This window comes from Pedomonas mirosovicensis (genome assembly GCF_022569295.1).
In the GTDB taxonomy this organism is placed as follows: domain Bacteria; phylum Pseudomonadota; class Alphaproteobacteria; order Sphingomonadales; family Sphingomonadaceae; genus Pedomonas; species Pedomonas mirosovicensis.
This window is the reverse complement of the sequence record NZ_JAKFIA010000002.1, coordinates 133,042-152,617: the sequence shown is the minus strand read 5'-3', so window position 1 is coordinate 152,617 and position 19,576 is coordinate 133,042. Positions and strand designations below refer to the sequence as shown.

The following is a 19,576-nucleotide window of genomic DNA, read 5'->3' as shown; positions in this document are numbered from 1 at the left end:
CAGAAAGGCGATAGAACGGAAGGGCGCGAAGCTCAGTCATTGCTGTCCTCCTCGCCCAGCGGCGGCATGTTGTGGCCCAAGAGGCGCAGCGTCTCGGCCGCTGAGTCCAGAATGTTGGTGCCGGGGCCGAAAATGGCCTGCACGCCGTGCTCGCGCAAAAACTCGTAATCCTGCGCGGGGATGACGCCGCCCGCCACCACGCGGATGTCCGGCCGCCCGGCGGCTTTCAGTTCCTGCACGAGTTCGGGGATCAGCGTCTTGTGCCCGGCCGCCAGCGACGACGCGCCGACTACGTCTACATCTTTTTCGAGCGCCAGTTTGGCCGCTTCCTGCGGCGTCTGGAACAGCGGGCCGACGGTCACGTCAAAGCCGAGGTCGGCGTAGGCTGAGCCCACCACCTTCGCGCCGCGATCATGCCCGTCCTGCCCCATCTTGGCGATGAGCACGCGGGGCGCGCGGCCCTTGCGGCGGGCAAAGGCCTCGATGCCTTCCTTCACGCGCACGAACGCGCTGTCCTGCCCGTAAACGCCGCCATAGACGCCGGTGACGGACCGCACTTCCGCCACGTGGCGGCCGAACACGTCCTCCATCGCGCTGGAAATTTCACCCAGCGTGCAGCGGGCGCGGGCCGCCTCCACCGCCAGCGCCAGCAGGTTTTCGCTGCCCTTTGCCCCCCGGCGGATCGCCTCCAGCGCTCCTTGCGCCTTTGCCTCGTCGCGGGCCGCCTTCATCGCGTTGATGCGGGCAATCTGGCCCTCGCGCACGCGGGTGTTGTCCACCTCCAGGATCTCGATCTCTTCCTCGCCGGCCGGGCGATACTTGTTGACGCCGACGACCACTTCCTCGCCCCGATCCACCCGGGCCTGCCGGGCGGCCGCGGCTTCCTCGATCCGCATTTTGGGCAGGCCGGCCTCAACGGCCTTGGTCATGCCGCCCATCGCCTCCACTTCCTCGATGAGCGCCCAGGCCTTGTCCGCCAGCTCCTTCGTCAGCGCCTCCACGTAGTAGGAGCCGCCGAGCGGGTCGACCACCTTGGTGATGCCGCTTTCTTCCTGAAGGATGAGCTGGGTGTTGCGGGCGATGCGCGCCGAAAAGTCGGTCGGCAGGGCGATCGCTTCATCGAGCGCATTGGTGTGCAGCGATTGCGTGCCGCCCAGCGCCGCCGCCAACGCTTCCAGCGTGGTGCGGATGACGTTGTTGTAGGGGTCTTTTTCCGTCAGAGACACGCCGGAGGTCTGGCAGTGCGTCCGCAGCATGAGGGAGGACGGCTTTTTCGCGCCGAAATCCTTCATAATGCGCGCCCACAGCAAGCGGGCGGCGCGCAGCTTCGCCACTTCCATGAAGAAGTTCATGCCGATGGCGAAGAAGAAGGAGAGGCGGCCCGCAAAGGCGTCCACGTCCAGCCCCTTCTTCATGGCGGCGCGCACATATTCCATGCCGTCCGCCAGCGTGAAGGCCAGCTCCTGCACCTGCGTGGCGCCCGCCTCCTGCATGTGGTAGCCGGAGATGGAGATGGAGTTGAACTTGGGCATGTGGCTCGCCGTGTAGGCGATGATGTCCGCGATGATCCGCATGGAAGGCTCAGGCGGATAAATGTAGGTGTTGCGGACCATGAACTCCTTCAGAATGTCGTTCTGAATGGTGCCCGAAAGCTGGTCTTGGGCAACGCCCTGTTCTTCCGCCGCTACGATGTAGAAGGCAAGGCACGGAATGACCGCGCCGTTCATGGTCATGGAGACCGACATTTTATCGAGCGGGATGCCATCAAAGAGGATCTTCATGTCCTCGATGCTGTCGATCGCAACGCCCGCCTTGCCCACGTCGCCGACGACGCGCGGGTGGTCGCTGTCGTAGCCCCGGTGGGTCGCAAGGTCGAACGCGACGGAGAGGCCCATCTGGCCCGCCGCCAGGTTGCGCTTGTAAAAGGCGTTGGATTCCTCGGCCGTCGAGAAGCCCGCGTACTGGCGCACCGTCCACGGCCGGTTGGCGTACATGCTTGCCCGCACGCCGCGGGTGAAGGGGAAGAAGCCGGGCAGCGTCTCCTCGATGCCCGCCGTGTCCTCGGAGGTGTAGAGCGGCTTGACCGCAATGCCCTCGGGCGTGTGCCACGTGAGGTCCGCCAGCGGCCTGTCCTTCAGCTCCTTCTGGGCGAGCTCTTCCCAGTCCTTCACGGTTTTCCGGGTCATCAGTGCGCTCCCCCGATGCTTCCATTTTGGGCGTTTCCATCAGCTCGACGAGCACGCCGCCCATGTTCTTGGGGTGTACGAAAATAACCGGGGTGCCGTGCGCGCCGATGCGCGGCTCGCCCAGCACGGTTGCGCCCTTGGCCTTCATGTCGGCGCTGGCGGCATGAATATCCTCCACCTCGAAGCACACATGGTGCTGGCCGCCGAGCGGGTTTTTCTCGAGGAATTTGTGGATGGGCGAATTCTCGCCGTAGGGTTCGATCAGCTCGATCTGGCTGTTGGGCAAATCGACGAAGCACACCCACACGCCCTGTGCGGGCAGCGCGAATTTTTCGTGGATTTTCGCTGCGCCCAGCACGTCGCGGTAGAGCTTCACGCTCTCCTCAATCGAGGGCGTCGCAATGCCCACATGGTTCAACCGGCCGATCATGGTCTCTCTCCCCGCTTACAGCGGAATGTTGTCGTGCTTTTTCCACGGGTTCTCCAGCTGCTTGTTCCGCAGCTTGCGAAGCCCGATGGCGATGCGTCGGCGGGTGGAGTGAGGCATGATCACTTCATCGATGAAGCCCTTGCTCGCCGCCACGAACGGGTTGGCGAACCGCTCCTCATATTCCCGCGTGCGCTCGGCGATTTTTTCGGCATCGCCAATGTCCTTGCGGAAGATGATCTCGACCGCGCCTTTTGCGCCCATCACCGCGATCTCGGCGGTCGGCCAGGCGTAGTTGAGGTCGCCGCGCAGGTGCTTGGAGGCCATCACGTCATAAGCGCCGCCATAGGCCTTGCGGGTGATGACCGTGATCTTCGGCACCGTGGCTTCCGCATAGGCGAACAACAGCTTCGCGCCATGCTTGATGATGCCGTTGTGCTCCTGCGCGACGCCGGGGAGGAAGCCCGGCACGTCGACGAAGGTCACAATCGGAATATTGAACGCATCGCAGAAGCGCACGAAGCGGGCAGCTTTTTTCGACGAGTTGATGTCGAGGCACCCGGCCAGCACCATCGGCTGGTTGGCGACAAAACCAACCGTGCGCCCCTCGATCCGCCCGAAGCCGATGACGATGTTGCCCGCGTGGTTCGGCTGAAGCTCGAAGAAGTCGCCCTCGTCGCAGACCTTAACGATCAGCTCCTTGATGTCGTAGGGCTTGTTCGGGTTGGGCGGCACCAGGGTGTCGAGGCTCATCTCCAGCCGCTCGCCGTCGTCGCTGGTGGGGCGGAACGGCACCTCCTGCCGGTTGTTGAGCGGCAGGAAATCGAAGAAGCGGCGCACCTGGTGGATGGCCTCCACGTCGTTCTCGCAGGCAAGGTCGGCAACGCCGGATTTGACGGTATGGGTGCTGGCCCCGCCCAGCTCTTCCTGGCTCACCACCTCGGCGGTCACGGTCTTCACCACGTCGGGGCCGGTCACGAACATGTAGCTGCTGTCCTTCACCATGAAGATGAAGTCGGTCATGGCGGGCGAGTAGACCGCGCCGCCCGCGCACGGCCCCATGATGACCGAAAGCTGCGGGACGACGCCCGAGGCCAGCACGTTGCGCTGGAACACCTCGGCATAGCCGCCGAGCGAGGCGACGCCTTCCTGAATGCGCGCGCCGCCGGAGTCGTTGAGGCCGATGACCGGTGCGCCCACCTTCATCGCCATGTCCATGATCTTGCAGATCTTCTGCGCGTGCCGCTCGGAGAGCGAGCCGCCGAACACGGTGAAGTCCTGGCTGAACACGTAGACGAGGCGGCCGTTGATGGTGCCCGAGCCGGTGACGACGCCATCGCCGGGGATCTTCTGCTCCGCCATGCCGAAGTCGATGCAGTTGTGCTCAACGTACATGTCGACTTCTTCAAAGGTAGCGGGGTCGAGCAGCAGGTCGATGCGCTCCCGCGCCGTCAGGCGGCCCTTGGCGTGCTGGGCGTCGATCCGCTTCTGGCCGCCCCCGAGGCGGGCGGCGGCTCTGCGGCGTTCCAGTTCGGCAATGATCTCTGGCATGATTGTGAAATCCGGCATCGTGAGCGTTGGGCGGCGTGTTCGCCTGCGATGGAATGTGGGGCAACATCCCCGCTTTGCGAACAACGGCGCGCGAAGGTCTTCGGTTCGATAGCGCCCGGCCGGGGCCTCTGGCACGCAAAAACTGGCCAAGTTGCGAAACCGAGGCTATGCTGTTTCGCAAATTCTCACTTTGCGAAGGCTGGCGCCATGGGCCGGGCAGACAAGATCTTTGCGGGCAGCCGCCTGCGCGCGGTGCGGGAGCGGCACGATCTCTCCCAGGGGGCGTTCGCCGCCCGGCTTGGCGTTTCCGTCAGCTACCTCAGCCAGATGGAAACGGATGTGCGCCCCATCACCGTGGCGGTTTTGCTGGCGCTGGGGCGGGAGTTCGCGGTTGATCTCTCCGAGTTCGCGCAGGACGAGGCCTCGCGCCTTGCGGCAGACCTGCGCGAGGCGCTGGCCGACCCTCTGTTCGCCGGCCACATGCCGGGCGTGCAGGAGATCAAGCGCACCGTCAGCCAGGCCCCGAACTTGGCGCGCAGTTTCGCTGTTTTGCATCAGGCCTACCGCCAGCTGAACGAACGGCTGCAAACCATGGATGAGGCGATCACCGCCAACCGGCCGGATGGTCACCTGCTGCCGTGGGAAGAGGTGCGGGACTATTTCCACTACCGCGACAACTATGTGGGCGAGCTGGACGAGGCGGCCGAAAGCCTCGCCCAGACGCTGGACAACCCCGGCGGCGTGCTCGGCCCCCAGCTGGAGCGGCTCTTGCGGGAGCGGCACGGCATTGCCGTGCGCCTGCAGGCCGCCGCGCCGGATGATCCCACCATGCGCCGGTTCGATCCCGCGCGGCGGGAGGTGGTTATCGATGCCAACCTCAGCCCGGACAGCCGCGCGTTTCTCATCGCTCACCAGCTGGCCCTCGTTGAGTTCGCCCCGATCATCGAGGCCATCGCCGCCGAAGCGCCGCTCAGGACGGAAGATGCCCGCCAGATCCTGCGCGTCGGCCTTGCCAACTATGCGGCGGGCGCGCTCCTCATGCCCTATGGCCGCTTCATCGAGGCGGCGCGGTTGCTGCGGCACGATGTGGAGCAGCTGCAGCAGCAGTTCGGCACCAGCTTCGAGCAGGTGTGCCACCGCCTCTCCAACCTGCAACGGCCGGGCGCGCGCGGCGTGCCCTTCTTCTTCGTGCGGGTGGACATGGCGGGCAACATCACCAAGCGCCACTCGGCCACCCGCCTCCAGTTCGCCCGCTATGGCGGCACCTGCCCGCTGTGGGTGGCGCACGAGGCCGTCGCCCTGCCGGGGGAGATCAAGGTGCAGCTCATCGAAATGCCCGATGGCGTGCGCTACGTCTGCATGGCGCGCGGCATCATCAAGCGGTCCGGCAGCTTTTTGAAGCCCGCGCGCCGCTATGCCGTGGCGCTGGGCTGCGAGGCCGCCTACGCCTCCCAGTTCGTCTATGCCGACAAGCTGGAGGGCAGCACGGCGGTAACGCCCATCGGGGCCTCGTGCCGCATCTGCCCCAGAACCAACTGCGCCCAGCGCGCCTTCCCGCCCGCTGACCGCCGCACCCTCATCGACCTGCACAACCGCAACGTTGTGCCCTACCGGTTCGAGTGACCGGCTACGATCGGCCATATACCATCAGCGCCAGGGATGACGAGGTTCTCTCCCCCATCAACGCCAGCCAGCTGTTTGGGCGCGGCATCGGCTATGCCGACGCCCCTCTGATCGCCTCCGTCCTTCTCTCGCCGGGGTCACGGCTCTGGACGCGGGACAAGCGGCTGCTTCTCGTTGCCGAACGGCTTGGGGTCGCCTACGCAGCGTGATCGCGCTGTGCCCGTGCCTGCCTGGCATCTGGCGAGCGGGCCGGCCGCAGGGCGTGGCGCAGGGCAACGATAAGCGGCAGCGACAGGGCAATCCACGAGGCGGGCCACCAAAGGCCGCCTTCGCCGAGCAGCGCGGCGACGAGGCCGACGATGGTGAGCGCGGCCAGCGCAATGGGCCAGGTCCATTGACGGCGGGGGTCGGGTTTCGTCTTCATGCCAGGGTCTCCAGCGCCGGTGCGGCGGCGGCTGCCTGCGGGCGGGCGGCGGTGGCGGAACGGCTCCGCTTCAGCCACAGGTAAAGCCCGCTGCCGAGCACCACGATGGTGGCGATATCGAACAGCGCCCAGATGATTTTGAGCGGCAGCCCGCCGTAGTCGCCGAAGTGGAGCGGGCGGCTCACCTCGATCGCCCGGATATACCAGGGCATGGGGAGGATGGAGCTGACCTCGCCGGTCGTTGCCTCCACCAGCACGGTGGTTTGCAGGCGGGATTCCAGCGCCGAGCGGCCGTCGGTCCACACGAAATAATGGTGGGGGGAGCCGAACGGGTTGCCGGGGAAGCTGACGAAGGTCACCTGCATGTCCGGCAGGGCCTTGGAGACGTTGGCGACCACCGTGTCGACCGAGGCCAGCCGGCCGGGCGCCGGCGGCTCCTCGCCCTGCCACGGCGCGATGACGGCGCCGACATCCTTGGCGATGTAGTTCTGGTAGAGCGGAAGCGACAGCTCGTTGAGCGCGCCGGTGAAGCCGACGACGCTCGCCCAGGCGAGGGTGACGATGCCGAGCAAATTATGCAGGTCGAGCCACTTGGTGCGGGGGGAGCGGGTTTTCCGCACCGCGCCGAACTCCAGCCGCCGGGTGAAGGGGCCATAGAGCACCACGCCCGAGACGATGGCCGCTAGAAACAGGAGGCCCATGAGGCCGAGGAACAGCTGGCCCGGCAGCAGCATGAACATGTCCACGTGCAGCCGCAGCATCAGGTCGAGGAAGCCGGCCGCCTGGTTGGGCTCGCTGCCGGTGCGGCCGCGCTCGATGCCGCTCACCGCGTCAAAGGTGGCGAACAGCGTGTCGAACGGCCGCTCCACCACCGCCTGCCAGCTGGGCGGCATGAACACCATCACCTCCGGCCGGTCGGGGTTGAGGTAGACGCCGCTCACCACATGATCGGGCGCGATGGCGCGCGCCTTGGCCACCATGGCGTCGAGGCTGGCGGGCGGGGCGTCCTGCGCGGCTGTTGCGAAGGGCGGGCCGTTGTCGAACGCGTCCTCGATTTCGTGGTGGAAGATGAGCGGCAGGCCCGTGATGCACAGCATCAGGAGGAAGAGGGTGCAGATAAGGCTGGTCCACTTGTGAACCCAGGCCCAGATGCGGATTGTCCTGTGGGTCATGCCTCTGCCTCCCTGTCGCTGGCGCCGCGCCTAGAACCGGTAACGAACGCTGCCGAGCACCGTGCGGCCCTCGCTCCGGTAGCAGTAGCCCGCCGCGCAGGTCACCGGCTCGCTGTCGAACAGGTTGTAGGCGTTCAGCTGCAGGCGCAGGCCGGCGATGGACGGCACGCTGTAGTGGACGACGGCATCCACGAACGCCCGGTCGTCGTTGCGGATGGTGTTGAGGTCGTTGCCGTAGCTCTTGCCGAAGTAGCGCACGCCGCCCCCAAGGCCGAGCCCGGTGCCGGCGAAGGCGTAGTCGGCCCACACCGAGGCGCTGTGCTTGGGCGTCGCCGAGAGCGTCTTGCCCGCCGTGCCGGCCGCGCCGCGGCGGATTTCCATGTCGGTGTAGGCGTAGGCGGCGGTCAGATCGAGCCCTTCGGCCAGCCGCACCGAGGCTTCCAGCTCAAGCCCGCGCGAGCGCAGGTCGAATTGTACCTGCTCGTTGATGCCGCTGGAGGCATCGAACACCACGCCGTTCTTCTGCTTGATCTGGAACACGGCGGCGCTCAGCAGCGCCCGGTTGCCGGGGAACTGGTATTTCAGGCCTGCTTCCACCTGCTTGGCCTTGGTGGGCTGGGCGGGCGTGTCGTCAACGAGGAGGCCGATGTTCGGCTCGAACGAGGACGACCAGTTGGCGTAGGGCACCAGCCCGTTGCCGAAATCCCAGGTCACGCCGACGCGGCCCGTCAGCGCCTTGTCGTCCTGCTTTATCTCGTCGGCGCCCGGCTTTTGCGTGCGGGCATCGAGCCAGTCGTGGCGGATGCCGGCGACGATGCCAAGCGGCCCGGCTTTGATCTGATCCTGCGCGTAGAGCCCGGTCTGGTCGAAGCTCTGGCGGGCGGTCGGGCTGGTCGCCGGTTCGGGCACCGCGCCGGTGGCGGGAATGCTGCCGTAGCCCTCGGCCGTGTGGTACTTCACGTTGTTGTAATCGAAGCCGACCAGCACCCGGTGGGTGAAGATGCCGGTGGTGAAATCCACCTGCGCCTGGTTGTCGATGTTGAAGGAGTGGTTGTCGTCGATGGCAACGCCTGAGCCGCGCGTCACCGGCGTCGAGGCGGGGTCGATCACGAAGCCATAGTCCAGGTGGGCGTGGATGTCGGTGTAGCGCAGGTTCTGCCGCACCTTCACGGCATCGCTGAACCGGTGCTCCGCCTCATAGCCCACGCGCCACTGCTCGTGGTCGAAGTCGTTGAAGCGCGGGTCGCTCGACCAGAGATCGGTGATGCCGTTGGCATCGTTGTAATAGACCGCGCTCGCCCCGGTCTTGGACTTCATATATTCGCCAAGGAGGGTGATGGACGTGTCCTCGCTCGGCGCGAAGCGCAGCGCGGGGGCGATGAAATAGCGGTTGTCCGGGTAGCCTTCCAGCTGCGTGCCGCTGTCGCGGGCAACGCCCGTCAGGCGGTAGCTGAGGCTGCCGTTCGCGGTCAGCGGGCCGGAGAGGTCGGCGTTCACCTGATACCGGTCGTGGTTGCCGATGATCCCTTCCACCTCATAGAAGGGCGCATCCGTCGGCCGCTTGCTGCGAACGTCCACAAGGCCGCCCGCGCCGCTGGCCCCATAGAGCACGGAGGCCGGGCCGCGCACCACCGTCAGGCTCTCAAGCCCATAGGGCTCGTTGCGGAACAGGCCGGAGGGGCTGTTCAGCTGGCGCAGGCCATCGCGGAACACGCCCGTGTAGGTGGCCTGGAAGCCGCGGATGAAAAAGGCGTCGTAGCGCGTGTCGAACCCGTAGTTGCCCACGTTCACGCCCGGCGTATAGGCCAGCGCCTGGTTCAGCGTCTGCGGCCGGCGGTCCTCCAGCCGGCGCGCGTCGATCAGCGTGACCGATTGGGGAATCTCGATGAGCGGCGTCTCGGTCTTGGTGGCGGCCGTGGTGTTGCCGGTGACGATGATGTCTTCTGTCCGGGGGCCCGCATCGGCGGCTTCGGCCAGGGCGGCCGGCGCCAGGGCGGTGGAAAGCAGAAGGGCAAGGGTCAGGGGTCGCTGCATCGGTACCTCGGTGTATCAACTGCGGCCCGACTATCAATAATGAGAATGTGTCGCAATAGTAAATCGACTCCCGGCCCGAAATGAATCCCGGCCGGCCGGTTCGGTTTCCGGCGCAGAAACAGTTGGTTGCCGGTTTTGCGCCCGGTCGCCCGTTTCCCTCAAGGGCGCGCGATCGTATGATAGAGGCCCTACCTATCTGCCCCGACGCCTCGGAGAGAACAGGATGCAGCAGCAGGCAATCCCCGGCACATCTGCCCGCATGGCATGGATTACCGTGGCCTGTGCGGCCATCATCGTCACCCTCAGCATGGGCGTGCGCCAGAGCTTCGGCCTGTTCCTCCAGCCGGTCAGCCTCGATCTGGGCAGCGGGCGCGAAGCCTTCGGCATGGCCATCGCCATTCAGAACCTGCTCTGGGGGCTGGCCCAGCCCTTCATCGGCGCGCTGGCGGACCGGCATGGCGCGGGCCGCCTCGTTGCCGCGGGCGCGGTTCTCTACAGCGCGGGGCTGCTGCTCGCCGCCCACATCGGCAGCGCGTGGGGCCTGCACCTCTCCCTCGGTCTCATGGTCGGCGTGGCGCTCTCCTCCACCACCTTCGTCGTGCTTCTGGGCGCGGTCGGCCGCGTGGTGCCCGAGCGCCAGCGCGCCCTTGCCTTCGGCATCACCACGGCGGGCGGCTCGCTCGGCCAGTTCCTCGTCGTGCCGGGCGCCCAGGCGCTCATCGGGGAGCTGGGCTGGCGCATGGCCTTCATGGCGCTGGCGGCGGTGATGGCGGTGGCCATCGCGCTGGCGCTGGGCGTCGCCGGCAAGCCGCAGGAAGGCCACGGCCCCGCCCGCGCCCAGTCCATGGGCGAGGCGCTGCGCGAGGCAGGCTCCCACCGGGACTATTTGCTGCTCGTTGCCGGCTTCTTCGTCTGCGGCCTGCACCTTGCCTTCATCGGCACGCACCTGCCCGCCTATCTGCGCGACTCCGGCCTGCCGGCCAGCACCGGGGCCATGGCGCTGGCGCTTGTCGGCCTGTTCAACATCTTCGGGTCCTACCTCTTTGGCGTGTGGGGCGGGCGCTGGCCGAAGAACCACCTGCTGGCGGGCATCTACTTCGTCCGCTCGCTCGTCATCCTCGCCTTCCTGCTCGTGCCGGTCTCGCAGGCCTCGGCGCTCGCCTTTGCCGCCGCCATGGGCTTCCTCTGGCTCGGCACCGTGCCGCTCACCAGCGGCCTCGTCGGGGCCATGTTCGGCATGCGCTACCTCTCGACGCTCTTCGGCATCGTCTTCCTCAGCCACCAGGTGGGCAGCTTCTTCGGCGCGTGGGCGGCGGGCTACGCCTACGACCTCCTCGGCTCCTACGATGCCGCCTGGATCACCGCCATTCTCTTCGGCATCCTCGCCGCCCTCATCCACCTGCCCATCCGCGAAACGCCCGTCGCGCGTCTCAGGCCCGCGGAGTGATGGCGGCATGAACGGCCGCGTCCACCTCGCCTTCCTCCTCGCCGGGCTCGCGCTCGTGCTTCTCGGCTGCGCGCTGTGGCTGAAGAACGGCCTGCTCGTGGCGTGGAATTCCCTCGTCGCGTTCTGCATGTGATTTTTGAGCAGGAGGGGTTTTTGCGGGGGGCCTCGGTCCCCCGCGCCCCCATTCGTTATTCGGGCCGCGCCCTTCCTTGCGCGCCCATAGCTTGCCCCAGGCGCACCCCGATAAATCCGGCGATCAGAAAAGGGCCGCGCCCGATCTCCCGCACGCAGCCCTGAAAACGAAGGGGGGCAGGGGTCCAGGACCCCTGCATGAAACCCTAGTTCGCCCCCTCACGCTGCCGCAAGCGCCGCGTCCAGATCGGCGAGGATGTCGTCGATGTGCTCGATGCCGATGGAGAGGCGCACGTAGCCGGGCGTCACGCCGGTTGCGAGTTGTTCCTCGGCGCTCAGCTGGGAGTGGGTGGTCGAGGCCGGGTGGATGGCCAGACTCCGCGCGTCGCCGATGTTGGCGACGTGATAGAACAGCTTGAGCGCATCGATGAAGCGGCGGCCCGCTTCCAGCCCGCCCTCCAGTTCAAAGCCGACAAGGCTGCCGTATCCGCCCTGCAGGTATTTGTCGGCCAGCGCGCGCTCGCGCCCCGTCTGCTGCGAGGGGTGGATGACCTTGGTGACCTTGGGGTGCTTGGCGAGCCAGCCGGCGACTGCGGCGGCGTTCTCGCAGTGGCGCTGCATGCGGAGCGGCAGGGTCTCGATGCCCTGGATCAGCTGGAAGGCGTTGAAGGGGGAGAGGGCGGCCCCGATGTCGCGCAGGAGGTTGGTGCGAACGCGGATGATGTAGGCGACCGGCCCCATGTCCTTGGTGGCTTCGGTCCAGATCGCGCCGTGGTAGCTGGGGTCCGGCGTGTTCAGCATGGGCTGGCGCTCCTTGTGGGCCGCCCAGTCGAAAGTGCCGCCGTCAACGATCAGCCCGCCGATGGAGGTGCCGTGCCCGCCGAGGTATTTGGTGGCGGAATAAACAACGATCGCCGCGCCGTGTTCCAGCGGGCGGAGGAGGATGGGCGCGGCGGTGTTGTCGACGATCAGCGGCACGCCGAACTCCCGGCCGATGGCGGCCACCTCCGCAATGGGGAACACGTTCAGCTTGGGGTTGGGCAGGCTCTCGGCGTAGTAGGCGCGGGTGCGCTCGTCCGTTGCGCGGCGGAAGTTCTCCGGGTCGGCGGGGTCCACAAGCCGCACTTCTATTCCCAAATCCTTCAGCGTGTTCGCCCACAGGTTCCAGGTGCCGCCGTAAAGGTTGGTCGAGCTGACGATGTTGTCTCCGGCTTTTGCCAGGTTCAGCACGGAGTAGGTGGAGGCCGCCTGGCCCGAGGCCGTGGCGACGGCGGCAACGCCGCCTTCCAGCGCTGCCACCCGCTGCTCCAGCACATCCACCGTCGGGTTGCCGAGGCGGGTGTAGATGTTGCCCAGCTCTTTAAGGGCGAACAGGTTGGCGGCGTGCTCCGTATCGCGAAACTGGTAGGAGGTGGTCTGGTAGATCGGCACGGCCACCGCGCCCGTTGCCGGGTCGGCCCGCCAGCCCGCGTGCACGGCCAGCGTCTCGGGGCGAAGTTTGGAATTATTGGGCATCTCGACCTCGTTATGAATTTTCCAAATCGAACCATCCCTAGGTCGACGCGCAATAATCTGTCAACCGCCCGGCATGGCCTGAGCCCCCGGAGCAAGGCCCCGGAGGCTCAAGGCGGCGCGGTGGATCTGCGAGCCGATCGCCGGAAATGCGGGCGTTAGAAGCGCATTCCGATGCCGACGCCCACGATGATCGGATCGAGGCTGACATCCACCGTGTTCACCAGAGCCCCGGTTTGGAGCCTCGCCGTGGTGTCCATGTCGATGTATTTCACATCGAGGTTGAGGAAGATCGTCTCCGTCACGTCCACGTCCACGCCCGCCTGCAGGGCAAGGCCGAAGCTGTCATCCAGCGTCACCTTCGTGCGGCCGATGGCGGCGTTCAGCGCGTTGCCGGCGTCCTCGCCGTAGAACAGGGTGTAGTTGAGGCCGATGCCCACATAGGGGCGCACTTTGGCATCGGGCGCGAAGTGGTACTGCGCGGTCAGCGTCGGCGGCAGCGCCCAGGCGTCCGCCACTTCCCCAAGGCCGCTGAGGCCGCGCTTGCCGTTCACGTCGTGCTTGGTGGTGGCGAGGATGAGCTCCAGCCCCACGTGTTTCGCCACGAAATAGGTCACGTCGAATTCCGGCATCACCGCGCTCGTCACGCCCACCCGGTCGCCGGGGAAGGCGGGGCGGATGCCCGAGGAGCTGTCGTTCGGCGCCACCCAGATGCCGCGAAGCCGCAGCAGCCAGTCCCCCGCCTCGGCGTGGGTGGGCGTGGCCGCCAGGGCGCCGATCAGGGCCGCGCACGTCATCAGTTTCATGTTCATGGTCTTGCTCCCGCCAGGGTTGGTGGGCGCTTTGTGGCGGGCTCGCCCGCGCAAGGAATTGATCCGGCGCAATTCTCGCGCAGGTCGTGTGAAAAAAATTCGGGCGCGGGTTTGACCGGGTGCGCTCGTGGAATCGAAGGGGGCTTAAAGGGGGGCGGGGCTCCCTTGAGTCTCGCGCTTCTGCGCCTTTGCAAAAACCAGGCTGGCGAAAACACTCGGTCTTCACCGCCATCTCTCATGCCGGGCGTGCATCTGCTTGCCTTGTTTCACGTTATTCCAGTTCCAAAGTTCACGGGGATGCCCTTGCGTCTCCCGGCGGGGTGGCTGCGTGCTGGCCGGATCTGGTGGCGATGGAGCGTTGAAGCATGGACGGGCTGGCGGTCGAGCGGGAGAACGGCATCCTCAGGATCACCCTCAACCGGCCCGAGGCCGGCAATGTCGTCACCCCCGCCATGGCCCAGGGTCTCACCGCCCTGTTCCGGGCTCTGCGGGAAGACGAGGAGACCCGCGTCGTGGTGCTGCGCGGCAATGGCCGCCACTTCTGCGAAGGCGCGGATCTGCGGGATGCGGCGGCGCTCCTCCGCGCGCCCGCGCCTGCCCGCGCGGCCATGGTGCGCGAGGTTGCCGGGCAGGTCGCCGCGCCCCTGTTCCTGGCGCTGCATCAGGTGCCCCAGCCGGTGCTGGTCAGCACCCGCGGGCATGTCACCGGGGCGGCGCTTCAGTTCGTTGCGGCGGCCGATCTTGTCATCGCCGCCGAGACGTCGCGCTTTTCCGCGCCCCAGATCAAGCAGGCCCACACGGCGGACCACGGCGAGTCCTGGCATCTGCCGCGCAAGCTGGGGCTGGCGCGGGCGCTGCGGCTCTGCTTGCTCGGCGAGCGGCTCGATGCTGCCCAGGCGGAGCGCTACGGCCTCGTCACCTGGGTGGTGCCCGATGCGACGCTGGAGAAGCGCACGGCGGTGATCGCGGCCCAGCTGGCGGCAACGCCGCCGGTGGCGCTGCGGGGCATGAAGGCGCTGTTGCGCCAGTCCCTCCACCGCACGGCGGAGGAGCAGCTGGCGCTGGAGGCGGAGATGCTGGGCCTGTGCGCGGCGCAGGAGGATTTCATCGAGGCCATCCGCGCCCGCCTGGAGAAGCGCCAGCCGGATTTCAGCGACGCCTGAGCGGCGCGTCGTCCGCCGTCCATCCGCCCGCACCCGGAACAGGGGCGCGAGGCCGCCCGTTCTGTCCCTGGCCTATCCGCGCAAGGACTGGGGGAGAACACGCCATGGCAGGACACCCACCGGCAGGCGCCGCCAGCCCGCTGCAGAACAGGCCGCCGCAGAACAGGCCGCCTCAGGCTGGCTCCCGCGCGTGGGTGTGGATGCTGGGGCTGCTGCTCACCCTCGCGCTGGCCTGGACCCTGCGCGCCACGGTTTCCGTCACGCTGCCCGTGGCCGTGGCGGTCGTGGTGGCGATCAGCGTCTGGCCGGTCAGCGGCTGGGTGCAGGCCCGCGTGCCCGGCCGCCTGCGCTGGCTTGGCAACCTGGCGGCTCTGGCGCTGGTTCTCCTCATCCTCGCCCTTCTGGTGGGCGGGCTGGCGCTGGCCGCCCGGCAGGTGCTGGGGGAGATTCCGCAGGCCTCCGGCCCGCTGCGCCAGCAGGTCATGGCGCTGGCGGGAAAATCCGGCCTTACCCAGCTGCTGGGCGGGCAGGAGCAGGTCGCCGGCAGCCTGAGCCGGGGCATGGAGGCGCTGGCCTCCTACGCCACGGGCCTGCTCTCCGCGCTCACCTCCCTTGTCACCGGCCTGGTGCTGGTGCTCTTCCTCGTGCTGCTGATGCTGGCCGAGGCCGGCACGTGGCGCGGCAAGCTCCTCAGCATCAGCGGCGGGCACGATCGCTGGGGCGCAGCCGTCACCGCCATCGGCCAGCGTTTCCGCCACTATTTCCTCACCCGCACCCTGCTGGGGCTCGCGACCGGCGCGCTTTACGCCGGCTACCTTGCCCTCTTCGGCATCCGGCTGCTGCTGGTGTGGGGCCTGCTCGCCTTCCTCCTCAACTTCGTGCCCACGGTCGGCTCGATCATCGCCGGCATCCTGCCGGTCCTTTATGTCGCCTTCACCCAGGATACCACCACGGCCCTGCTCGTCGCCGGCGGCCTCCTCGTCATCGAGCAGATCATCGGCAACTACGTCGACCCCAAGGTGCTCGGCCGCCAGCTGGCCATCTCGCCGCTGATTATTCTCATCGCCCTCCTGCTGTGGACGTGGATCTGGGGCATGGCCGGCGCGCTCGTCGCCGTCCCCATGACCGTGCTGCTCATCATCGTGTTCGCCCAGGTTCCGGCGCTGCGCCCTGTTGCCCTGCTGCTGAGCGACGAACGCGACATCGCGGGCGTGCAACGCCACACCCGGCCGGAAAAGCCGCAGGAGGAAAACCCGGAGGACAAGGCATAGCCCGGCCAGCGCGCAAAGCGCCGCCGCCTTCGCCTTGATCGCCCCCGTATCTGGCCCCGCTCCCGTCACGCCGTCCTCTCCATCGTCAAAACACAATCGATATTGGCAATAACCCAACTTCATGCCTGCCGTCAATAGGTAAAAAACAATCGGCCCACCGAACGGCCCGCGACAGGGGGACGCGGCCCAGCCCCGTTTGATCTGGATCAATGCCCGGCTCCGCCCCGCCTCCCATAGCGGGACGATACGTGCGGGGTAGTCGGGCAAGGATTTTCACCCATGAGTTCTGCGATAAAAATTCCACTCTATCTGGTGGTGGCGCTCATCGCGCTCATTGCCACGGCGAAGGCGGTGGAACCGGCCTATGCGGTTCACGGCTTCATCGTCATGGCGGCGTGTTTCTTCGCCATCGGCCTCACCATCCGGTCGATGAAATTCGCGCCCGATGGCTCGGCCATCCGCGAGGCACCGGACCTCTCCCGCTATCAGGACGACGTGGTGCGGGCCGGGGTCATCGCCACCGTGTTCTGGGCGGTGGTGGGTTTTGCGGCGGGCCTGTTCGTCGCGCTCCAGATGGCCTTCCCGGCGCTGAACTTCGGGGAATACTTCACCTTCGGGCGCCTGCGCCCGGTGCACACCTCGGCGGTCATCTTCGCCTTCTGCGGCAACGCGCTCATCGCCACCTCGTTCTATGTGGTGCAGCGCACCTGCCGCGCGCGGCTTGCCTTCGGCAACCTCGCCTGGTTCGTGTTCTGGGGCTACCAGCTGTTCCTCGTGCTGGCGGCATCGGGCTACGTGCTCGGCATCACCCAGTCGCGCGAATATGCCGAGCCCGAATGGTACGCCGACCTCTGGCTCGCCATCGTGTGGGTGGCGTACCTCGCGGTCTACCTCGGCACCATCCTGCGCCGCAGTGAGCCGCACATCTATGTGGCCAACTGGTTCTACCTCTCCTTCATCGTCACCATCGCGATGCTGCACATCGTCAACAACCTGGCCATTCCGGCGGGCTGGTCGGGCAAGAGCTATTCGCTGTTCGCGGGCGTGCAGGATGCGCTCACCCAGTGGTGGTACGGCCACAATGCGGTCGGCTTCTTCCTCACCGTCAGCTTCCTCGGCATGGCCTATTATTTCGTGCCCAAGCAGGCGGAGCGGCCGGTCTATTCCTATCGCCTCTCCATCATCCACTTCTGGGCGCTCGCCTTCATGTACATCTGGGCGGGGCCCCACCACCTGCACTACACCGCGCTGCCCGACTGGGCGCAGACGCTCGGCATGGTCTTCTCCATCATGCTGTGGGTGCCGAGCTGGGGCGGCATGATCAACCTGCTGATGACGCTGGAAGGCGCGTGGGACAAGATCCGCACGGACCCCATCATCCGCATGATGGTCCTCGCGCTGGCCTTCTACGGCATGGCCACCTTCGAGGGGCCGATGATGTCCATCAAGACCGTCAATTCCCTCAGCCACTATACCGAGTGGACCGTCGGACACGTCCACGGCGGCGCTTTGGGCTGGAACGGCATGATTATCTTCGCGGCCATCTATTTCCTGGTGCCGCGCCTGTGGAACCGCGAGCGGCTTTATTCCATCCGCATGGTCAACTGGCACTTCTGGAGCGCGACGCTCGGCATCGTTCTTTACGTCGCCTCCCTGTGGGTGGCGGGCATCATGCAGGGCCTGATGTGGCGCGAGTACAATGCGGACGGCTTCCTGGTCTACGGCTTTGCGGAAATCGTCGATGCCACCTGGGTGTTCTACGTCATCCGCGCTTTGGGCGGCGTCCTTTACCTTGCGGGCGGCGTGCTGATGGTCGTCAACGTGTGGCGCACCATCCGGGGTGATCTGCGCGCGGAAGAGCCTTTCGCCCGGATGCCGGAATACGACCCCGCGCGCGACGTGCCGCTCGGCCCCAAGGCGGCGCGCCCGCTCTCCCAGCCTGTCGCGGCCGAGTGATTGGAGACACCCCATGCGTTTTAAAAAATTCAATCACAGCGTCATCGAGCGCAACGCGACGCTCCTGTTCGTCCTGTCGCTGCTCGTCGTCACCGTCGGCGGCATCGTCGAGATCGCGCCGCTGTTCTACGTGCAGAACACCATCGAGAAGGTGGAAGGGGTGCGCCCCTACACGCCCTTGGAGCTGGCTGGGCGCGATATTTACATCCGCGAGGGCTGCTATGCCTGCCACTCGCAGATGATCCGCCCCTTCCGCGACGAGATCGAGCGCTACGGCCACTACAGCCTGGCCGCCGAGAGCATGTACGACCGGCCCTTCCAGTGGGGCTCCAAGCGCACCGGGCCGGATTTGGCGCGCGTCGGCGGCCGCTATTCGGATGAATGGCACGTCCAGCACCTGAAGGACCCGCGCTCGGTGGTCCCTGAATCCATCATGCCGGGCTACGCCTTTCTTGCGGAAAAAGAGCTGAACACCAAGAACATCGCCGCCAGCCTCAAGGCCAACAAGGCGGCGGGCGTGCCCTATACGGAGGAGGACATCGAAAAAGCGCTGGCGGATATTTACGCGCAGGCCGACCCCGATGCGGACGTGGAGAGCCTTCAGCAGCGCTATCCCAAGGCGCAGGTGCGCGCCTTCGATGGTGATCCCGCCAGGCTCACGGAAATGGATGCGGTCGTCGCCTATCTCCAGATGCTCGGCACGCTGGTCGATTTCTCCACCTACGTGCAGGCCGAGGAAAACGAGCGGGGTGCACGATGAGCTACGAAGCCTTCCGCCATTTCGCCGACAGCTGGGGGCTGGTGGGTTTGCTGGTGTTCTTCCTCGCCGCCATTGGCTGGACGTTCCGCCCCGGCGCGAAGCGCACCCACGAGGCCCTGCGCCACCTGCCCCTGCGCGATGAGGACTAGAGTTCCATGACAGAGCACAAGCACACCGAAGACGGCCTGCCCACCACCGGGCACGAGTGGGACGGCATCCGCGAGTACGACAAGCCCCTGCCGCGCTGGTGGCTCTACCTGCTGTTCGGCACCATGATTTGGGCCGTGGGCTACTGCATCGTCTACCCCGCCATCCCCCTGTGGGACGGCGCCAGCCGCGGCTCCTTCGGCTGGTCGAGCCGCAGCGAACTGGCGGCGGAGCTGAGGGCGGTGGACGCCGGGCGGGCGGATATTCTCGCCGCCATCGAGGCCACGCCCATCGAGCAGATCCCGCAAAACGAAAAGCTGATGAGCTTTGCGGTCGAGGGCGGGCGCTCGGCCTTCAAGGTTTACTGCGCCCAGTGCCACGGCTCGGGCGCTGCGGGCGGCAAGGGCTATCCCAACCTCAACGACGACGACTGGCTGTGGGGCGGGGATCTTACCGCCATTCACCAGACCATCCGCCACGGCATCCGGTTCGAGGCGGATGGGGACACGCACATGTCGCAAATGCCCGCCTTCGGGCGCGACGGGCTCTTGGACGCCAGCCAGATCCGCGACGTTACTGCCTTCGTGCGCGTCCTCTCCCGCCAGGAAAAGCCCAGCGACTCCAGCCGCCGCGGCGCGGCTGTCTTCGCCGACAACTGCGTCAGCTGCCACGGCGCGGCGGGCGAGGGGATGCGCGAGGTGGGCGCGCCCAACCTCACGGATGCCATCTGGCTCTACGGCGGCGATACCGCCAGCATCATGGAAACCGTCACCAACGCGCGCTTCGGCGTCATGCCCGCGTGGGGTGGACGTCTGGAGCCGGTCACGGTCAAGCAGCTGGCGGTTTACGTCCACAGCCTCGGCGGCGGCGAATAGCGCCGGGGCTGCGCGCAAGGGCGGGCCGGGTCCACCCGCCCTTGCGCTGGATCAATGTGGGCCGTGTTCGTGAAGCGTAAGGCC

The 19,576-nt window shown here is 66.8% G+C and carries 17 protein-coding genes and 1 pseudogene; 10 read left to right on the top strand and 8 right to left on the bottom strand.

Translation table 11 applies throughout. The features are described from left to right. Positions 1–32: 32 nt before the first annotated feature. The 3 genes and pseudogenes from scpA to L0C21_RS13605 all read right to left on the bottom strand — a co-directional run bounded on the left by scpA (position 33) and on the right by L0C21_RS13605 (position 4,164). Positions 33–2,186, bottom strand: coding sequence for a methylmalonyl-CoA mutase (gene scpA, locus L0C21_RS13615; protein WP_259278987.1), 2,154 nt, complete (start codon positions 2,184–2,186; stop codon positions 33–35). A 25-nt stretch (positions 2,187–2,211) separates the two neighbouring features. Beyond that, positions 2,212–2,616 (bottom strand): annotated as a pseudogene (mce, locus tag L0C21_RS13610) (methylmalonyl-CoA epimerase); the annotation flags it as partial. 15 nt (positions 2,617–2,631) lie between these two features. After that, the gene (locus L0C21_RS13605; protein WP_259278986.1) at positions 2,632–4,164 is read right to left on the bottom strand and encodes an acyl-CoA carboxylase subunit beta; all 1,533 of its coding nucleotides are present in this window, start codon (positions 4,162–4,164) and stop codon (positions 2,632–2,634) included. Between the two features lie 207 nt (positions 4,165–4,371). On the opposite strand from L0C21_RS13605, the gene L0C21_RS13600 reads away from it, so the two are divergent. Beyond that, positions 4,372–5,787, top strand: a complete 1,416-nt coding sequence (locus L0C21_RS13600; RefSeq protein ID WP_259278985.1) for a helix-turn-helix domain-containing protein — start codon at positions 4,372–4,374, stop codon at positions 5,785–5,787. After that, positions 5,784–5,996 carry a hypothetical protein gene (locus L0C21_RS13595; RefSeq protein WP_259278984.1) on the top strand — a complete coding sequence of 71 codons (213 nt, stop codon included), beginning with the start codon at positions 5,784–5,786 and terminating at the stop codon, positions 5,994–5,996. Before L0C21_RS13600 ends, L0C21_RS13595 begins: the two co-directional genes overlap by 4 nt. On the opposite strand, the gene L0C21_RS13590 is transcribed toward L0C21_RS13595, so the two are convergent. Genes L0C21_RS13590 through L0C21_RS13580 form a run of 3 tightly spaced genes read right to left on the bottom strand, consistent with a single transcriptional unit; the run spans position 5,984 to position 9,417 of the window. Next, positions 5,984–6,211, bottom strand: a complete 228-nt coding sequence (locus L0C21_RS13590; protein ID WP_259278983.1) for a hypothetical protein — start codon at positions 6,209–6,211, stop codon at positions 5,984–5,986. The two genes, L0C21_RS13595 and L0C21_RS13590, sit on opposite strands and share 13 nt — an antisense overlap. After that, a complete protein-coding gene (locus L0C21_RS13585) occupies positions 6,208–7,383 on the bottom strand; it encodes a PepSY-associated TM helix domain-containing protein (protein WP_259278982.1) in 1,176 nt (391 codons plus the stop codon). The genes L0C21_RS13590 and L0C21_RS13585 overlap by 4 nt, the downstream gene beginning before the upstream one ends. A 30-nt stretch (positions 7,384–7,413) precedes the next feature. After that, positions 7,414–9,417, bottom strand: a complete 2,004-nt coding sequence (locus L0C21_RS13580; RefSeq protein WP_259278981.1) for a TonB-dependent siderophore receptor — start codon at positions 9,415–9,417, stop codon at positions 7,414–7,416. 223 nt (positions 9,418–9,640) lie between these two features. Between L0C21_RS13580 and L0C21_RS13575 the strand changes: the two genes are divergently transcribed. Both L0C21_RS13575 and L0C21_RS13570 read left to right on the top strand, forming a co-directional pair. Then, positions 9,641–10,864: an MFS transporter gene (locus tag L0C21_RS13575; protein WP_259278980.1), complete on the top strand. Its 1,224-nt coding sequence runs from the start codon at positions 9,641–9,643 to the stop codon at positions 10,862–10,864. Between the two features lie 7 nt (positions 10,865–10,871). After that, on the top strand, positions 10,872–10,997 hold the full coding sequence (locus L0C21_RS13570) for a hypothetical protein (protein WP_259278979.1): 126 nt from the start codon (positions 10,872–10,874) through the stop codon (positions 10,995–10,997). 218 nt (positions 10,998–11,215) lie between these two features. On the opposite strand, the gene L0C21_RS13565 is transcribed toward L0C21_RS13570, so the two are convergent. Together L0C21_RS13565 and L0C21_RS13560 are read right to left on the bottom strand one after the other, a co-directional pair. Continuing rightward, on the bottom strand, positions 11,216–12,511 hold the full coding sequence (locus tag L0C21_RS13565; RefSeq protein WP_259278978.1) for an O-acetylhomoserine aminocarboxypropyltransferase/cysteine synthase family protein: 1,296 nt from the start codon (positions 12,509–12,511) through the stop codon (positions 11,216–11,218). Positions 12,512–12,666: 155 nt separating this feature from the next. After that, complete coding sequence (locus L0C21_RS13560) at positions 12,667–13,320, bottom strand: OmpW/AlkL family protein (protein ID WP_259278977.1); 654 nt, start codon at positions 13,318–13,320, stop codon at positions 12,667–12,669. A gap of 365 nt (positions 13,321–13,685) precedes the next feature. Here L0C21_RS13560 and L0C21_RS13555 point away from each other — a divergent pair, with 365 nt between their 5' ends. The 6 genes from L0C21_RS13555 to ccoP all read left to right on the top strand — a co-directional run bounded on the left by L0C21_RS13555 (position 13,686) and on the right by ccoP (position 19,492). Next, positions 13,686–14,483, top strand: coding sequence for an enoyl-CoA hydratase/isomerase family protein (locus L0C21_RS13555; RefSeq protein ID WP_259278976.1), 798 nt, complete (start codon positions 13,686–13,688; stop codon positions 14,481–14,483). Between the two features lie 104 nt (positions 14,484–14,587). After that, the gene (locus L0C21_RS13550) at positions 14,588–15,754 is read left to right on the top strand and encodes an AI-2E family transporter (RefSeq protein WP_259278975.1); all 1,167 of its coding nucleotides are present in this window, start codon (positions 14,588–14,590) and stop codon (positions 15,752–15,754) included. Between the two features lie 279 nt (positions 15,755–16,033). Further along, positions 16,034–17,710 carry a cytochrome-c oxidase, cbb3-type subunit I gene (gene ccoN / locus L0C21_RS13545; protein ID WP_259278974.1) on the top strand — a complete coding sequence of 559 codons (1,677 nt, stop codon included), beginning with the start codon at positions 16,034–16,036 and terminating at the stop codon, positions 17,708–17,710. Positions 17,711–17,723: 13 nt separating this feature from the next. Further along, the gene (ccoO, locus tag L0C21_RS13540) at positions 17,724–18,470 is read left to right on the top strand and encodes a cytochrome-c oxidase, cbb3-type subunit II (protein ID WP_259278973.1); all 747 of its coding nucleotides are present in this window, start codon (positions 17,724–17,726) and stop codon (positions 18,468–18,470) included. Then, positions 18,467–18,619, top strand: coding sequence for a cbb3-type cytochrome c oxidase subunit 3 (locus L0C21_RS13535; protein WP_259278972.1), 153 nt, complete (start codon positions 18,467–18,469; stop codon positions 18,617–18,619). Before ccoO ends, L0C21_RS13535 begins: the two co-directional genes overlap by 4 nt. Positions 18,620–18,625: 6 nt before the next feature. After that, complete coding sequence (gene ccoP, locus L0C21_RS13530; protein WP_259278971.1) at positions 18,626–19,492, top strand: cytochrome-c oxidase, cbb3-type subunit III; 867 nt, start codon at positions 18,626–18,628, stop codon at positions 19,490–19,492. Positions 19,493–19,576: the final 84 nt, after the last annotated feature.

Excerpts from the sequence above, each read along its gene's own strand:
- L0C21_RS13565 (WP_259278978.1), bottom strand. The coding sequence starts at position 12,511 with ATGCCCAATAATTCCAAACTTCGCCCCGAGACGCTGGCCGTGCACGCG.
- L0C21_RS13555 (WP_259278976.1), top strand. The coding sequence starts at position 13,686 with ATGGACGGGCTGGCGGTCGAGCGGGAGAACGGCATCCTCAGGATCACC.
- L0C21_RS13580 (WP_259278981.1), bottom strand. The coding sequence starts at position 9,417 with ATGCAGCGACCCCTGACCCTTGCCCTTCTGCTTTCCACCGCCCTGGCG.
- ccoO (WP_259278973.1), top strand. The coding sequence starts at position 17,724 with ATGCGTTTTAAAAAATTCAATCACAGCGTCATCGAGCGCAACGCGACG.
- L0C21_RS13550 (WP_259278975.1), top strand. The coding sequence starts at position 14,588 with ATGGCAGGACACCCACCGGCAGGCGCCGCCAGCCCGCTGCAGAACAGG.
- L0C21_RS13575 (WP_259278980.1), top strand. The coding sequence starts at position 9,641 with ATGCAGCAGCAGGCAATCCCCGGCACATCTGCCCGCATGGCATGGATT.
- L0C21_RS13600 (WP_259278985.1), top strand. The coding sequence starts at position 4,372 with ATGGGCCGGGCAGACAAGATCTTTGCGGGCAGCCGCCTGCGCGCGGTG.
- scpA (WP_259278987.1), bottom strand. The coding sequence starts at position 2,186 with ATGACCCGGAAAACCGTGAAGGACTGGGAAGAGCTCGCCCAGAAGGAG.
- L0C21_RS13570 (WP_259278979.1), top strand. The coding sequence starts at position 10,872 with ATGAACGGCCGCGTCCACCTCGCCTTCCTCCTCGCCGGGCTCGCGCTC.
- ccoP (WP_259278971.1), top strand. The coding sequence starts at position 18,626 with ATGACAGAGCACAAGCACACCGAAGACGGCCTGCCCACCACCGGGCAC.
- L0C21_RS13560 (WP_259278977.1), bottom strand. The coding sequence starts at position 13,320 with ATGAACATGAAACTGATGACGTGCGCGGCCCTGATCGGCGCCCTGGCG.
- ccoN (WP_259278974.1), top strand. The coding sequence starts at position 16,034 with ATGAGTTCTGCGATAAAAATTCCACTCTATCTGGTGGTGGCGCTCATC.
- L0C21_RS13535 (WP_259278972.1), top strand. The coding sequence starts at position 18,467 with ATGAGCTACGAAGCCTTCCGCCATTTCGCCGACAGCTGGGGGCTGGTG.
- L0C21_RS13590 (WP_259278983.1), bottom strand. The coding sequence starts at position 6,211 with ATGAAGACGAAACCCGACCCCCGCCGTCAATGGACCTGGCCCATTGCG.
- L0C21_RS13605 (WP_259278986.1), bottom strand. The coding sequence starts at position 4,164 with ATGCCAGAGATCATTGCCGAACTGGAACGCCGCAGAGCCGCCGCCCGC.
- L0C21_RS13585 (WP_259278982.1), bottom strand. The coding sequence starts at position 7,383 with ATGACCCACAGGACAATCCGCATCTGGGCCTGGGTTCACAAGTGGACC.